Source organism: Pseudonocardia kunmingensis, assembly GCF_006716445.1.
In the GTDB taxonomy this organism is placed as follows: Bacteria; Actinomycetota; Actinomycetes; order Mycobacteriales; family Pseudonocardiaceae; genus Pseudonocardia; species Pseudonocardia kunmingensis.
Genome location: NZ_VFPA01000001.1, coordinates 1,671,630 through 1,685,116 on the forward strand (window position 1 = coordinate 1,671,630; position 13,487 = coordinate 1,685,116).

Below are 13,487 nucleotides of genomic sequence, written 5' to 3' on the forward strand. Positions count from 1 at the left end.
CATGTATGTCTGAGAGTGCGCGCCGAGCGGAGCCGGCGCGCACTCTCAGTGGAATCAGAGTGCCGTTCGTTGCGGGAGGATCAGCGCAGGCCGAGCTTCTTCGAGCAGGCGGGCCAGGCGCCCCAGCCCTGGCCGTCGAGGACGCGCTCGGCGACGGCGATCTGCTCGGCGCGGCTGGCGTTGTGCGCCCTGCCCTCACCGCCGAAGGCCTTCCAGGTGGACGGCGTGAACTGCAGGCCGCCGGAGAAGCCGTTGCCGGTGTTGGCCGACCAGTTGCCGCTGCTCTCGCACTGGGCGAGCTTGTCCCAGACCCCGGACGGGGCGGCGTTGGCGGTACCGGCCAGCGCGAGCGGCGCGCCGACGGCGATCGCTCCGGCGACGGTGAGCCGGAGCAGGTTCTTGCGGGTGGACGTGCGGGAGCGGAAAGACATTCTTGGGGGTTTCTCCTCGAACGGGGCGAGTGCCTCACAGGTGTCGTCGACTCACTCATCCGGTCGACGGCCAGCGACAGTACGTGCAGGTCAGCCGCCCGCGTCAAACCACGGAAACCGTGAGGAGCGTCATGTAACGCTGCTTCCCGACCAGTCGCAGCGGACAACTCCGCAGCGCACACGGCAAATCGATCACCACGAAGATCGGAGTATGTTTCCGAGATCAGTTCGTGATAGAGGCGTGACTCACCCCGAAAGTGTGAGGCGGGCCATGCCGCACCGGCACCCTCGGTGACCAGCGACGATGATCGATCCGACCCGCACGACGCGGTCGTCGGAGCGGCGTGCTTCTCGGCGACTCGCGGAGTCCAGATCGGTTCGAGCCGCGCATCAGAGTGATCCGCGCAGCGCTGCGGTACCTCTGGGAGCGATCACCGCGTGATCGCGGCGACGGGACCGCGGGGATCAGTGAATGATCGCGTCCAGGGCGGCGCGGACGTCGGCGACGAGGTCCTCGGTGTCCTCGCAGCCCGCCGAGAAGCGCAGGAGGCCGGGGGCCACGTCGTCGCCCCAGCGCTGCCGGCGGTCGGCGGTGCTGCGCGGGCCGCCGAAGCTGGTGGCCGACCCGATCAGCCGCGACGCCGCGAGGAACTGCCCGACCGCCGCCTCCGAGGCGAGTGTGAAACGCAGCACCCCGTTCCAGCGGCGCATCTGCCGGGACGCGACGGCGTGGGCCGGGTCGTCCGGGTCGCCGGGCCAGCGCACGTCGGTGACGGCGGGGTGCGCCCGCAGCACCGGCACGAGCGCGGCGGCGTTCTGCGCCTGCCGGGCCAGCCGCAGGTCCAGCGTGGCGAGCCCGCGGTGGGCGAGCCAGGCCTCCATCGGCCCCGGCACGGCGCCGCCGCGCGAGCGCGCCTCCCGCAGCCGGGCGAGCAACTCGGGGTCGCGGGTGCTGACGTGCCCGAGCACCACGTCACCGTGCCCGGCGAGGGCCTTCGTGTCGGAGGCGATCACCAGGTCGGCGCCCAGCTCCAGCGGCCGCTGCCCCAGCGGGGTCGCCGTCGTGTTGTCGACGCCGAGCAGGGCGCCCGCGGCGTGGGCCGCCGCCGCGGCCGCGGCGATGTCGGTGACGTCGAGGCCGGGGTTCGAGGGCGTCTCCAGCAGCAGGAGCGCGACGCCGTCCAGCGGCGGCAGCGGCGCGGTCGTCGCCGTCTCGCGGACCTCGACGCCCAGCGGCCCCAGCTCGTCGTGCGCGAGCGCGCGGGCGAGGTAGTAGCCGTCCGAGGGCAGGACGAGCGCGCCGTCGCGGGCCGCGATGCGCAGCACGGCGGCGATCGCGGCCATCCCGGAGGCGAACACCACGCACTCGCCGCCGTCGAGCTCACCGATCGCGGCCTCCAGCCCCCGCCAGGTGGGGTTGTCGGCGCGGCCGTAGAAGTCGGCGGGCGTGGGGTCGGCCGGAAGGCCGAGGTGGAAGGTGGAGGAGAGGACGGGCCCCGGGTGCACCGGCGCCCCCGGCGCCTCGACGTGGTGTCCCGCATGCGTGCACGCCGTCCCGTCCCCGCTCACGAGCCGACCCTACGTCGGCGGTCAGCGGGCTTCGCGCTCACTCCGCCCGGGGGGCGCGGCTGATCAGCTCCTTGCCCATCTCCGCCGCTGAGAGGCCCTCGTGGCAGACGCGGCGCACGGCGTCGGCGATCGGGAGCTCGACGCCGTGCCGGTCGCCCAGCGCGCAGATCGACTTGCACGACTTCACGCCCTCGGCGACCTGCCCGTGGTTGGCCGCCTCGGCCTGGGCCAGCGACTCGCCGCGGCCGAGGTGCTCGCCGAAGGTCCGGTTGCGCGACAGCGGCGAGGAGCAGGTGGCCACCAGGTCGCCGAGGCCGGCCAGGCCGGCGAACGTCAGCGGGTCGGCGCCCAGCGCCGTGCCCAACCGGGCGGTCTCGGCCAGCCCGCGGGTGATCAGCGACGCCCTGGTGTTGTCGCCGAACCCCATGCCCGCGGCGATCCCGCAGGCCAGCGCGATGACGTTCTTGCCGGCGCCACCCAGCTCGCAGCCGACGACGTCGGTGTTGGTGTAGGAGCGGAAGTAGCCGGTGGTGCACGCCTGCTGCAGCGCGACGGCGCGGTCGTGGTCGGTGCAGGCGATCACCGTGGCGGTCGGTTCCTCGGCGGCGATCTCCCGGGCCAGGTTCGGCCCCGACACCACGGCCACCTGGTCCGCGGGCACCTCGGCGACCTCCGCGACCACCTCGCTCATCCGCTGCAGCGTGCCCAGCTCGACGCCCTTCGCGAGGCTCACCAGCGTGCGTCCGGGCGGCAGCAGGGGGCGCCAGCCCGCGAGGTTGGCCCGCAGCGTCTGCGACGGGACGGCGAACACCACCGCGTCCGCGCCCTCGAGCGCCTCGCCTGCGTCCGACGTGGCCGTCAGGAGCGTCGGCAGGACGACGCCGGGCAGGTAGCCGGGGTTCGCGTGCCGCTCGTTCACCGTGGCGGCCACCTCCGGCCTGCGCGCCCACAGCCGCACCTCCCGCCCGGCGTCGGCCATCACCTTCGCGAACGCCGTGCCCCACGAACCCGCGCCGAGCACCGCCACCCGGCGGACGTCCACGGCGGCGCTCACGAGGCGCTCCGCCGGTAGAACTGCGCGGGCGCCTGCTCGCCCCGCACCTCGGCGAGCAGGTCACGCACCCGCACCATGATCAGGTCGGTGACCTCGCGCAGGATCGCGGCATCGATGGGGAGCCCGCGGTAGGCGGACAGGTCGATGGGTTCCCCGCACCGGATCGTGATCGGCTTGCGCGGCAACGGCCGGAACGTCTTGTTGTAGCCGTCGAGCACCTCGCGCGTGCCCCAGTGCACGAACGGCACCACGGGGACGTCGGTCGACAGGGCAAGCCGGGCCACCCCGGTGCGCGCCTGCATCGGCCAGCCGTCCGGGTCGCGGGTGATCGTGCCCTCCGGGTAGATCACCACGACCTTGCCGTCCTCCAGGGCCCGGGTGCCCTCGCGCAGGCTCTGCTGCGCATCGGCCGTGTCGCGGTAGACCGGGATCTGGCCACTGCCCGCGAGCGCCCAGCCGAGGACCGGCGCACGCCAGAGGCTGTGCTTGGCGAGGAACCGCGGCACCCGACGGGCCCGGTGCACCACGAGCCCGCTGAAGATCGGATCGAGGTGGGACAGGTGGTTCGCGACCATCAGCGCGCCGCCGGTCGACGGGACGTGTTCCTTGCCCTCGAACCGCGAGCGGGCCACCAGCCAGCTGATCGGGTAGAAGAAGACCGCGCAGAACGCGATCCAGAACCCGCCCTTCTCACGCCTGACCACGCCCAGAGTCTTCCTGGCGTGGCGCCTCGGGTCCACCACGGGGTCGGGCACGATGGAGGGGTGGGCTCGATGACCTCGACCGTGGACCTGGTGATCCCGGTCAAGCCGCTCGCCAAGGCGAAGTCCCGGCTCCGCGGTGCCGCCGACGGCGGTATCGGGGAGCCGCGGGCGCACGCCCGGCTGGCGATGGCGCTCGCGCGCGACACGATCGAGGCGGTGCGGGCCGCCCCGTCCGTCCGGCACCTGCTGGTGGTGAGCTCCGACCCGGTGGTGGCCGCCGAGCTGGGCGTCTTCGGCGTCGACGTGCTCCCGGACGGCCCGGTCCCCGGCCTGAACCCCGCCTACGAACGCGGCGCGGGCTTCCTGCGCGCACGCGACCCGGACGCCGTGGTGGGCGCGCTGCAGGCCGACCTACCCGCCCTGCACCCCGCGGATCTCGACGACGCGGTCGCCGCCGCGATCGCGCTCTTCGCGGCGGGCGCGGCGCGGGCCTTCGTGGCCGACGCCGAGGGCACCGGCACCACGTTCCTGCTGGCCGCCCCGGGCTCGGCCCTCGACCCGCGCTTCGGCGTGGGCTCGGCCCGCCGGCACGAGGCGTCCGGCGCCCTCCCGCTCGCCGGGGACTGGCCGGGCCTGCGCCGCGACGTCGACACCGCCGACGACCTGCGCGAGGCCACGGCTCTGGGCCTGGGCCCGCACACGAGCGGCGCCCTGACTCCCACGCCACGCTGCTGACCAGGGGATCCGCATGACGAACGGCACTCTCGTCGGCTAGGTACCGACGAGAGTGCCGTTCGTCGGCTTGGGGCCCGTCACCGCTACGACCCATCCTTCCTTATCCATCCTCGGATAGGGAATAATGCGGAAGCATGCAGCAGGATTGGTACTCCGTGGAACAGGTCGCCGACCGGCTCGGCCTGCACGTCCGCACGGTGCGCAGTTACGTGCGGGACGGGCGGCTCGAGGCGGTCCGCATCGGGAAGCAGTACCGGATCGCCCGCGCCGACCTGGAGGCCCTCACCGGACGTCCGACGGCCGCGCCCACCCGCGGGGTGCAGGTCACGAGCATCGTCGACGTCGATGCGGTCGACGCCCCCGAGGCGGAGCGGATCGCGGGCGTCCTCACGGGCCTGCCCCGGGGCACCGCCGAGCCGAGACCCCGGATCGAGACCGTCCACGACCCCGCGCGGGCCCGCCTGAAGATCGTGGTCGTCGCGCGGCTCGACGAGACCGTCGAGCTGCTGCGGTTCGTCCGCACCCTGACCGAGGACGCGGCGTGAGCCCGCTCACCGGTGCGGTCGCCCTCCCCGACGGCACCCTCGTGCGCGGCCGCGGGAGGCGCGAGGGGCTCCCCGCCGGGCCCCTCCCCGACTTCGGCCTGTACCTGGGCCACCCGGACCGCCCGCGGCGCGCCCCGTGGCGGCCCGACTGGCCCGCCGAGTGGGTCGACTGGCCGGATTTCCGCGTGCCGCGTGATCCCGACGACGCGGCCGCGAAGATCATCGAGGCGTACGGGCTCGCCCGGTCCGGGCAGCGCGTCGAGATCGCGTGCACCGGTGGCACCGGTCGGACCGGCACGGTGATCGCCTGCATGGCGGTGCTGGCCGGGCACCCCGTCGCCGACGCGCGCGCCTGGACACGCCGCCACTACCGCCCCCGCGCCGTCGAGACGCCCGGTCAGCACCGGTGGATCCGGTGGTTCGCCACCCACCGTTCACCCTGATGTCGGTCACGGCCACGAGCACTCCCGGCGGTCGTGCGGAACAATCGCGGCGTGGGTGAGGACGCGAGCAGGACCCCGACCAACGGTGCGGGCGAGACGCCGCCCGCCCGACGCACCCGTCCGGCGCGGCGCGCGCCCCGGCCGTCCACGCGCCGGGTCCACGCGGCGAGCAGCACGCTCCCCGCGGGCGCCTCGGCCCCCGCGGAGCGTGCGGCGCCCGGCCCGGCCGCGCCGGCCACCGGCGTGCGCACCGCGAACCCGCCGCTGGGCTCGTCCTCGACGCCCGCGGCCGCGGTGCCGATCAGCCCACCGGCGCGCACGCCGGCCCCCGGCTCTGAGCTCCCCGACGACCGCTACCTCAACCGCGAGCTGTCCTGGCTCGACTTCAACGCGCGCGTGCTCGCCCTCGCCGAGGACCCCAGCCAGCCGCTCCTGGAGCGCGCCAAGTTCCTGGCGATATTCGCCTCGAACCTCGACGAGTTCTACATGGTGCGCGTCGCCGGCCTGAAGCGCCGCGACGAGACCGGCCTCGCCGTCCGCAGCGCCGACGGGCTCACGCCGCGCGAGCAGCTGGCCCGCATCGCCGCCCGCACCCAGGCCATCCAGGAGGCGCACGCCCGCGTGTTCCTCGACCACGTGCGCCCCGAGCTCGAGGAGCAGGGGATCTCCATCCTGCGCTGGCGCGACCTGTCCGAGCAGCAGCGCGAGCGGCTGTCGGCGTACTTCTCCGCGCAGGTCTTCCCGGTGCTCACGCCGCTCGCGGTCGACCCGGCGCACCCGTTCCCCTACATCTCCGGCCTGTCGCTGAACCTGGCCGTCACCGTCCGCGACCCCGACGGGCGCACGGAGCGCTTCGCGCGGGTCAAGGTGCCCAACAACGTGCCGCGGCTGGTGCGGGTGGCCAACGACGACGACACCGTCACGTTCCTGCCCATCGAGGACCTGATCTCCGCCCACCTGCACGAGCTGTTCACCGGCGTCGAGGTCGCCGAGGTCCACGCGTTCCGCGTCACCCGCAACGCCGACCTCGAGGTGGAGGAGGACCGCGACGAGGACCTCCTGCAGTCGCTCGAGCGCGAGCTCGCCCGTCGCCGGTTCGGCCCGCCGGTGCGCCTCGAGGTCACCGACACGATGAGCGAGCACGTGCTGGAGCTGCTGCTGCGCGAGCTCGACGTCGACCCGCACGACGTCATCACGGTGCCGGGGCTGCTCGACCTCACCGCCCTGTGGGCCGTGCACGGCGTCGACCGCCCCGACCTCAAGGACGACACCTGGGTGCCGGCCACGCACCCGGCCTTCGCCGACCGCGAGACCCCGCGCAGCGTGTTCGCCACCCTGCGGGAGGGCGACGTGCTGGTGCACCACCCCTACGACTCGTTCTCCACGAGCGTGCAGCGGTTCATCGAGCAGGCCGCGGCCGACCCGAACGTCCTCGCGATCAAGCAGACGCTCTACCGCACGTCCGGCGACTCCCCGATCGTCGACGCCCTCATCGACGCCGCCGCGGCCGGCAAGCAGGTCGTCGCGCTCGTCGAGATCAAGGCGCGGTTCGACGAGCAGGCCAACATCCGCTGGGCGCGCGAGCTGGAGAAGGCGGGCGTGCACGTCGTCTACGGGCTGGTGGGGCTGAAGACGCACTGCAAGACCTCGCTGGTGGTGCGGCAGGAGGGCTCGACGATCCGGCGCTACTGCCACGTCGGCACCGGGAACTACAACCCCAAGACCGCCCGGCTCTACGAGGACCTGGGCGTGCTCACGGCCGACCCGGTCATCGGCGCCGACCTCGCCGACCTGTTCAACTCGCTCACCGGCTACTCCCGCCAGACCTCCTACCGCAGCCTGCTCGTGGCGCCCTACGGGGTGCGGCGCGGGATCGTGCGGCGCATCGAGGACGAGATCGAGGCCAAGCGCGCCGGGCGCGACGCCGGCGTGCGCATCAAGGTCAACTCGCTCGTCGACGAGCAGGTGATCGACGCGCTGTACCGGGCCTCGCAGGCGGGTGTGCCGGTGGACGTCGTGGTCCGTGGGATCTGCGCGCTGCGCCCGGGACGCCCGGGGCTCTCGGAGAACATCCGCGTGCGCTCGATCCTCGGCCGGTTCCTGGAGCACTCGCGGGTGTTCCACTTCGCCGACGCCGACGAGTACTGGATCGGCAGCGCCGACATGATGCACCGCAACCTGGACCGGCGCGTCGAGGTGCTGCTGCGCGTCGCCGACCCGCGCCTGGCCGCCAAGCTCGGGGAGATGCTCGACTCCTGCATGGACCCGGCCACCCGCTGCTGGACCCTGCACGCCGAAGGCCCGTGGGAACCCTCGCCCTCCCCCGGGTCGGGGGCGTCACCGGTGCGGGACCACCAGGCGGAGATGATGCTGCGCCACGCCGTCACCCCCGCTGCGGAGGCCGAGTGACCGCGCCGCGAGTCATGGAGCCCACCGCCGCCGACGTGCTGGCCGCCGGAGCCGTGCTCTGGCGTCCCGGCGCCCGCGGCGTCGAGATCGCGCTGGTGCACCGGCCCCGCTACGACGACTGGTCCTTCCCCAAGGGCAAGCTCGACGCGGACGAGACGATGCCGTTCGCCGCCGTCCGCGAGATCGCCGAGGAGACCGGGCAGCAGGCCCGGCTCGGGCCGGTGCTCGGCGACGTCCGCTACACCGTGCCCGACGGCGCGAAGCTCGTGCGGTACTGGGCGGCCGAGGCGCGCGGGGGCGAGTTCGCCCCCGGCGAGGAGACCGACGAGCTGCGCTGGGTCGACCTCGCGCACGCCGCCGACATGCTGAGCTACAAGCACGACGTCGAGGTGCTCGAGCAGTTCGCCCGGATCGGCCCACCCGCATCGGTGATCGCCCTCGTCCGGCACGCGAAGGCCGGCAGCCGCAACCAGTGGGAGGGCGAGGACGCGCTGCGCCCGCTGTCGGGCTCCGGCCGCGAGCAGGCCCAGCAGCTCGACCCGTTCCTGCGCCTGTTCGGCCCCGACCGGCTGGTGAGCGCGCCGCCCGTGCGCTGCCGCGACACCCTCGTGCCCCTGGCGGGGCAGCTGGACCTGGCGATCGGCGACGAGCCGCTGTTCGGCGAGGCCGCCTACGGGGACGACCAGGCCGGCGCGCTCGCCCGGCTCCGCGAGCTGGCCGAGGTGCCCGGGGTCACCGTCGTGTGCAGCCAGGGCGGCGTCGTCCCCGGCCTCGTCGGCGCCCTCGCGACCGGCGCCCACCTGCCCGGGGTCGACCCGGACGACCTCCCCTCGAAGAAGGGCAGCACCTGGCTGCTGACCTTCGGGCCGGGCGGCGAGGTGCGCGCGGCCGACTACTACGAGCGCCCCACCGGCTGAACCGCCTCCGCTCCCGCACGGATGTTGTAGCCGTGCAGGCGGGCGCCGTCGACGCCGAGGTCGAGCACGGTGAGGCTGGCCGGCCCGACCGGCACGATCCGCGCCGGTTCGAGCCCGAGCAGGTGCCGCAGGACCGCACGGATCGGCCCGCCGTGGGTGACGACCAGCACCACGCCCCCACCCGGATCGGCCCGCAGGTCGGCCACGCCGGCCGCGACCCGTTCGGTGAGGGCCGCGAACGGCTCACCACCGGGCGGGGTGAACCGCCCGGCCCGCCAGGCGGCGTAGGCCCCGCCGCGCTCGCGCAGCACCGCGGTGCGCAGGCCGGTCCAGTCCCCGAGGTCGGCCTCCTGCCAGCGCGCGTCGTGGCGCTCGCCGGGGAAGCCGAGCAGCTCGGCCGTCTCGCGGGTGCGCGCCAGCGGCGAGGTCACCACGCACGCCGGGGCGTGCGCGGCCACCACGGGGGCGAGTGCGCTCGCCTGCGCGCGTCCGGTGGCGGACAGCGGGATGTCCCGGTCGCCCTGGAGGCGGCGCTCGGCGTTCCACACCGTCTCGCCGTGGCGGACCAGCAGCAGCCTCATGCCGCCCGCACCAGGTCGACCCGGCGGCCGGTCGCGGCGTCGAAGAGCCGGTCGGGCCGCTCGGGGAGCGCGACGAGCAGCGCGTCACCCGGCTCGGCCGCGGGGCGGCGGTCCTCGAGCACGGACACCCGCACCCGTCGCGCCGGGTCCCCCACGACCCCGGTCACGACGACGCGCCCGGCCATCGGGGTGGCCTCGGCGAACGCGACGCGCAGCACCGGCCCGCCGGCGCCGGCCGAGGTGAGCCACAGGGACTCGGGCCGGTACATCGCACGGACGGCGGTGCCGTCGGCCAGGCCGCCCGCCGGGCCCAGGTCGGTGCCGTCCCCGGGGCCGCCGTGCTCGACGCGGCCGCCCCGCACGACGGCGTCGAGGACGTTGGCCGCGGGTGTGCCCATGAACGTCGCGACGAAGTCGCTGGCCGGGTCGTCGAGCAGGTCGGCGGGCGGGCCGAACTGCTCGACCCGGCCGTCGCGCATGAGTGCCACGTGCGTGGCCATGGTCATCGCCTCCACCTGGTCGTGCGTGACGTAGACGCTGGTCGCCCCGGTCGCCCGGTGGATGCGCAGCAGCTCGGCGCGGGTCTCCACCCGCAGCTTGGCGTCGAGGTTGGACAGGGGCTCGTCGAACAGCAGCACGCTCGGCCGCGGCGCGATCATCCGGGCGATCGCCACGCGCTGCTGCTGGCCCCCGGAGATCTCGCCGGGGTAGCGGCCGGCGAGCCGTTCGATCGCGAGCAGCTCCAGCACCTCCGCCACGCGCTCGCGGCGCCGCGCCGCAGGCGTCCGCGCCACCGTCAGCGGCCACTCGACGTTGCCGCGCACCGTCATGTGCGGCCACAGCGCGTAGCTCTGGAACACCAGCCCGGCGTCACGCCGGCCCGGCGCCAGTGCCACACCCGGTCCCGCGACCACCCGGTCGCCGAACCGGATCTCTCCGCCCGTCGGGTGCTCGAGGCCCGCCAGCATGCGCAGGGTCGTCGTCTTCCCGCAGCCGGACGGGCCCAGCAGCACGAGGAACGCCCCTGCGGGCACCTCGAGGTCGATCCCGTCGACGGCGGCCGTGGCGCCGAAGTCCTTGCGCAGCCCGGCCAGCCGGATGCCCGTCGTCATCTCTCCTCCTGCCAGGGTTGCGCCGCGCCCTCCAACCGGCGCGCCAGCACGGTGGCGGCCACGGAGATCACGACGATGATCACGGTGATGGCGTTCGCGAACTGCGCGAAGCCCTCGGACGCGTAGCGGTAGGTCAGCACGGAGAGCAGCGGGGTCGCCGGCGTGACGAGCAGGACCACGAGCGACAGGTCGCGCACGATGTTGACGAACACGAGCACCGCACCGGCCAGCAGCCCGCGCGCGGCGAGCGGCACGACGATGCGGCCTGCCCTCCGGGCGAGGCCCGCGCCCGCCATCACGGCCGCCTCCTCCACGTCCGGCGCGATCTGCCCGACCGCGGAGCGCCCGGCCTGCGCGGCGAACGGGAGCGTGTACGCCGCCCCGGCGACCACCAGCAGCGCGAACGTCCCGTAGAGGGCGGGCAGCGGCCCGATCGGCCGGCCGAACTGCGCGATGAACGCCGCTCCCAGCGCGATGCCGGGGATCAGGAAGGGCAGGTAGGACAGGGTCGACAGCGCCCCGGCCAGCGCCCGCGGGGCCCGCTCGTGCCGGGTCCGCAGCCGCACCACGGCGTAGCCGACGGCCGTGCCCAGCACGGTGGCGGCCACGGCCACCGCCAGCCCGAGCCCCACCGTGGTCAGCACCGCGTCCACCACCTGCGGGTTGCGCAGCACGCCGCGCTGCCCCTGCGCGATCCCGGGATCGGACTCGCCCGTCCAGAAGTGCGTGGTGAAGCCGCCGAGGAACGAGTTCGTGCGGCGGGCGAAGCTGGAGGCGAGCAGCACCAGGCCGGGCAGCACGGTGGTGGCCAGGCACAGCGTCACGGCCAGCACCGTCAGCGGGACCCGCCACGGCCCCAGCCGCACCCGGCTGCGCCGTCCGCCCTTGCCGGTGATCGTCGCGTACGAGCGGCGCCCGCCCGCCAGCCGGTTGCTCGCGAACAGCACCGTCGCGGCCACCGCGATGAGCAGCAGCGCGAGCACGTAACCGCGGGCCGTCTCACCGGTCGAGATCGCCCCGTAGAGGCGCGTGGAGAGCGTCTGGAACCGGACCGGCAGCCCGAGCAGGGCGGGCGAGGCGAAGTTGCTGACGCCCTCGGCGAACGCGAGCAGCCCGCCGGACACCAGCGCAGGCGCCACCACCGGCAGCGCGATGGAGCGCGCCACCCGCAGCCGGCTCGCACCCGTCATCTCGGCGGCCTCCATCAGCTCCCCGTTCACGGTGGCGAGCGCGGCGGCGGCGAGCAGGAAGGTCAGCGAGTAGTAGTGGGCCACCAGCGTGGCCGAGATCGGCAGCGGCCCCCAGGCGATCCAGTCGGGCACGACGACCCCCAGGTCGGCGAGCAGGCCCACCCGCCCGCCGACCAGGTCGTTGCGGAACACCGTCTCCCAGGCCAGCGCCAGCGCGAAGCTCGGCAGCGCGAACGGGACCGTCGCCAGCAGGGCGATCGTGCGGCGCGCCGGCGCGTCGGTCATCACGACCAGCCAGGCCATCGAGCCGCCCAGCAGCACCGACCCCACCGCCGTGGCGGTGCCGACGAGCAGCGAGTTCGCCAGCGGCTCGTGGAACAGCGACGGGGCGAGCCGGCCGGTGAGCACGTCGGCCCAGGCGCCGATCCCGTCCGGGCGCAGGGTCGTGGCCGCCAGCCCGATCACCGGCGCGAGCACCAGCACCACGAGCACCAGCGCGACGACGCACCCGAGCCGCACGACCGGATCGGCCGCGGCCGCCCGCAGACCGGGCGCCCGTTCCCGCGTCGCCGGCACCGTCACTCCAGCGTCAGCAGCAGGTCGGCGACCTCGCGGCGGCGCTCGGCGACGGCGGCCGGGTCGATCGACCACGCCCCGAGCTCCTCGAGGGACACGGCGTCGGCGGGCGCCGTGACGTCGGTGCGCGTCGGGTAGTCGCCGGGCACGTAGAAGGGCGCGTAGCCGGGACCGCCGGTCGCGGAGCCGTCGCCCATCAGGAAGTCGACCAGCAGCCGCGCGGCGGCCGGGTGCGGGGTGTCCGCGGTGAGGGCCAGCAGGGCCGGGAACGCGATGCCCGGAGCCGGTGCGACGCCCGTCGCGGCCTGCAGCGCCCAGCCCTCGTCCTCGTTGTCGCGCCGGTCGGAGTAGGAGGTGAACCCGATCGGCGGCGCCGCTTGCCCACGCTGCCCGATCGCGGCGTTGACGTTGTCGGTGTCGTCGACCAGGACCACGCCGTTCGCGTAGAGGTCGGCGATCCACTGCTCGCCCGCGCCCGTGATGCCCTCGTCGAGCTGCACCGGGGCGCCGCGCAGCTGCTCGTGGGCGGCCGCCATCTCGTCCGAGCGCAGCACCACCTCGGTCATGAGGTCGAGGTAGTCGCCGCGCACCTGCGGGTCGACCATGACGACCCGGCCGTTCCACTCCGGGTCGGTGAGCTGCCACAGGTTGGTGACCGGCGGCCCGTCGGGGTGGGCCTCCTCGTTGTACACCAGGGTCTTGGTCGACAGCCGGTTCGCCAGCAGCGGCGCGGCGTGCTCGGCGGGGAGCGCGCCGGCCACCCGCGGCGGCACGTAGTTGCGCAGCAGACCCGCGGCCAGCAGCTCGTCGAGCACGACGGGGGCGTCGGAGAGGTAGGCGACGTCGGCGCCCGGTGCGCCCGCCGCGGCCTCGGCCTTGATGCGCGCGATCTGCTCGGTGGAGGAGATGTCGGTGGCGACGACGTCGACGCCGGGGTACGTCGCCTCGAACTCCGCCTCGACCTCGGCGATGCGGCTGGTGAACGAGTACACCGCCACCTGCCCCTCCTGCCGGGCCTGGGCGTGCAGCTCCTCGACGGTGGCGGTGTCGAGGGGGTCGGCCGCCGGGGGTGGCGTCGGAGCCGGGGTGGGGCTGCCGCCGCCGCAGGCGGTCAGCAGCAGCGCGAGGGCGGCGGCGCCCGCGGCGAGGCAGCGCGTGGAGTGGTGGTCCACAGTGGACGGACGGGACGCGGTCATGGTCGCTCCGCAGAGAAGGGTCGGG

General features: G+C 74.8%; 12 protein-coding genes and 1 pseudogene. 5 read left to right on the forward strand and 8 right to left on the reverse strand.

The genetic code is table 11. The annotated features are described in order from the left end of the window. Positions 1-89: 89 nt before the first annotated feature. From FB558_RS07910 to FB558_RS07925, 4 genes and pseudogenes are all read right to left on the reverse strand, one after another. Positions 90-431: pseudogene (locus FB558_RS07910) on the reverse strand (transglycosylase family protein); the annotation flags it as partial. Between the two features lie 465 nt (positions 432-896). Then, entirely contained in the window at positions 897-2,000 is a 1,104-nt protein-coding gene (locus FB558_RS07915; RefSeq protein ID WP_142049717.1) for a cystathionine gamma-lyase, read from the reverse strand. 37 nt (positions 2,001-2,037) lie between these two features. Beyond that, positions 2,038-2,979, reverse strand: a complete 942-nt coding sequence (locus FB558_RS07920; protein WP_246106497.1) for an NAD(P)H-dependent glycerol-3-phosphate dehydrogenase — start codon at positions 2,977-2,979, stop codon at positions 2,038-2,040. Positions 2,980-3,050: 71 nt separating this feature from the next. After that, positions 3,051-3,758 carry a lysophospholipid acyltransferase family protein gene (locus FB558_RS07925; RefSeq protein ID WP_142049720.1) on the reverse strand — a complete coding sequence of 236 codons (708 nt, stop codon included), beginning with the start codon at positions 3,756-3,758 and terminating at the stop codon, positions 3,051-3,053. Positions 3,759-3,827: 69 nt separating this feature from the next. Here FB558_RS07925 and cofC point away from each other — a divergent pair, with 69 nt between their 5' ends. The 5 genes from cofC to FB558_RS07950 all read left to right on the forward strand — a co-directional run bounded on the left by cofC (position 3,828) and on the right by FB558_RS07950 (position 8,807). Further along, positions 3,828-4,493: a 2-phospho-L-lactate guanylyltransferase gene (gene cofC, locus FB558_RS07930; RefSeq protein ID WP_142049723.1), complete on the forward strand. Its 666-nt coding sequence runs from the start codon at positions 3,828-3,830 to the stop codon at positions 4,491-4,493. Positions 4,494-4,627: 134 nt separating this feature from the next. Next, positions 4,628-5,038 (forward strand): helix-turn-helix domain-containing protein, encoded by a 411-nt coding sequence (locus tag FB558_RS07935; protein WP_142049726.1) that lies wholly within the window; start codon positions 4,628-4,630, stop codon positions 5,036-5,038. After that, entirely contained in the window at positions 5,035-5,481 is a 447-nt protein-coding gene (locus tag FB558_RS07940; protein ID WP_142049729.1) for a protein-tyrosine phosphatase family protein, read from the forward strand. The genes FB558_RS07935 and FB558_RS07940 overlap by 4 nt, the downstream gene beginning before the upstream one ends. Positions 5,482-5,532: 51 nt before the next feature. Further along, the gene (locus FB558_RS07945) at positions 5,533-7,890 is read left to right on the forward strand and encodes an RNA degradosome polyphosphate kinase (RefSeq protein WP_425467977.1); all 2,358 of its coding nucleotides are present in this window, start codon (positions 5,533-5,535) and stop codon (positions 7,888-7,890) included. Further along, on the forward strand, positions 7,887-8,807 hold the full coding sequence (locus FB558_RS07950; protein WP_246106306.1) for an NUDIX hydrolase: 921 nt from the start codon (positions 7,887-7,889) through the stop codon (positions 8,805-8,807). Before FB558_RS07945 ends, FB558_RS07950 begins: the two co-directional genes overlap by 4 nt. On the opposite strand, the gene FB558_RS07955 is transcribed toward FB558_RS07950, so the two are convergent. The 4 genes from FB558_RS07955 to FB558_RS07970 are packed head-to-tail and all read right to left on the reverse strand — an operon-like array spanning position 8,786 to position 13,462. Continuing rightward, positions 8,786-9,388: a histidine phosphatase family protein gene (locus tag FB558_RS07955; RefSeq protein ID WP_142049732.1), complete on the reverse strand. Its 603-nt coding sequence runs from the start codon at positions 9,386-9,388 to the stop codon at positions 8,786-8,788. The genes FB558_RS07950 and FB558_RS07955 overlap by 22 nt on opposite strands. Further along, positions 9,385-10,500 carry an ABC transporter ATP-binding protein gene (locus tag FB558_RS07960; RefSeq protein WP_142049735.1) on the reverse strand — a complete coding sequence of 372 codons (1,116 nt, stop codon included), beginning with the start codon at positions 10,498-10,500 and terminating at the stop codon, positions 9,385-9,387. The genes FB558_RS07955 and FB558_RS07960 overlap by 4 nt, the downstream gene beginning before the upstream one ends. Further along, the gene (locus FB558_RS07965) at positions 10,497-12,266 is read right to left on the reverse strand and encodes an ABC transporter permease (RefSeq protein ID WP_170231230.1); all 1,770 of its coding nucleotides are present in this window, start codon (positions 12,264-12,266) and stop codon (positions 10,497-10,499) included. The genes FB558_RS07960 and FB558_RS07965 overlap by 4 nt, the downstream gene beginning before the upstream one ends. A gap of 2 nt (positions 12,267-12,268) precedes the next feature. After that, on the reverse strand, positions 12,269-13,462 hold the full coding sequence (locus FB558_RS07970; RefSeq protein ID WP_142049741.1) for an ABC transporter substrate-binding protein: 1,194 nt from the start codon (positions 13,460-13,462) through the stop codon (positions 12,269-12,271). Positions 13,463-13,487 lie beyond the last annotated feature (25 nt).

What these genes read in the sequence shown, in the direction of transcription:
- FB558_RS07920 (WP_246106497.1), bottom strand. Translation starts at nt 2,979, where the DNA reads ATGGCCGACGCCGGGCGGGAGGTGCGGCTGTGGGCGCGCAGGCCGGAG.
- cofC (WP_142049723.1), top strand. Translation starts at nt 3,828, where the DNA reads ATGACCTCGACCGTGGACCTGGTGATCCCGGTCAAGCCGCTCGCCAAG.
- FB558_RS07935 (WP_142049726.1), top strand. Translation starts at nt 4,628, where the DNA reads ATGCAGCAGGATTGGTACTCCGTGGAACAGGTCGCCGACCGGCTCGGC.
- FB558_RS07955 (WP_142049732.1), bottom strand. Translation starts at nt 9,388, where the DNA reads ATGAGGCTGCTGCTGGTCCGCCACGGCGAGACGGTGTGGAACGCCGAG.
- FB558_RS07960 (WP_142049735.1), bottom strand. Translation starts at nt 10,500, where the DNA reads ATGACGACGGGCATCCGGCTGGCCGGGCTGCGCAAGGACTTCGGCGCC.
- FB558_RS07970 (WP_142049741.1), bottom strand. Translation starts at nt 13,462, where the DNA reads ATGACCGCGTCCCGTCCGTCCACTGTGGACCACCACTCCACGCGCTGC.